Annotated in this window: 1 protein-coding gene; it reads right to left on the reverse strand. The window is 68.3% G+C overall.

The annotated features are described in order from the left end of the window. On the reverse strand, positions 1-268 hold a 268-nt coding region (locus tag R0J88_RS20575; RefSeq protein WP_410900965.1), incomplete at both ends, for a hypothetical protein.

The raw sequence follows: 268 nt of genomic DNA on the forward strand, positions 1-268 counted from the left end.
GCCCACGGCGCAGCGCCATCACGTTGTCGCTGCGTGCCAGACGCTCCTGCTCCTGCTGGCGGCGCTCGGCCTCTTCCTCGTGGCGCGCCTGGTCACGGGTCTGCAATGCCTGCGCCTGCCGGCCAGCCACATCCCGCAACGCCTGTTGCTGTCGGGGCAGTTGCTGCTCCAGCTCGACAAGACGCTGCTGCACCTCATCACGGCGGGCCAGGCCACTGATCTGCTCGCTGAGTACGGGCTTGAGCTCCAGTAGTGCATCGCGCTGACG

Origin of the sequence: Pseudoalteromonas sp. SIMBA_162 (genome assembly GCF_046535955.1) — a bacterium.
Taxonomy (GTDB): Bacteria; Pseudomonadota; Gammaproteobacteria; order Enterobacterales; family Alteromonadaceae; genus Pseudoalteromonas; species Pseudoalteromonas marina.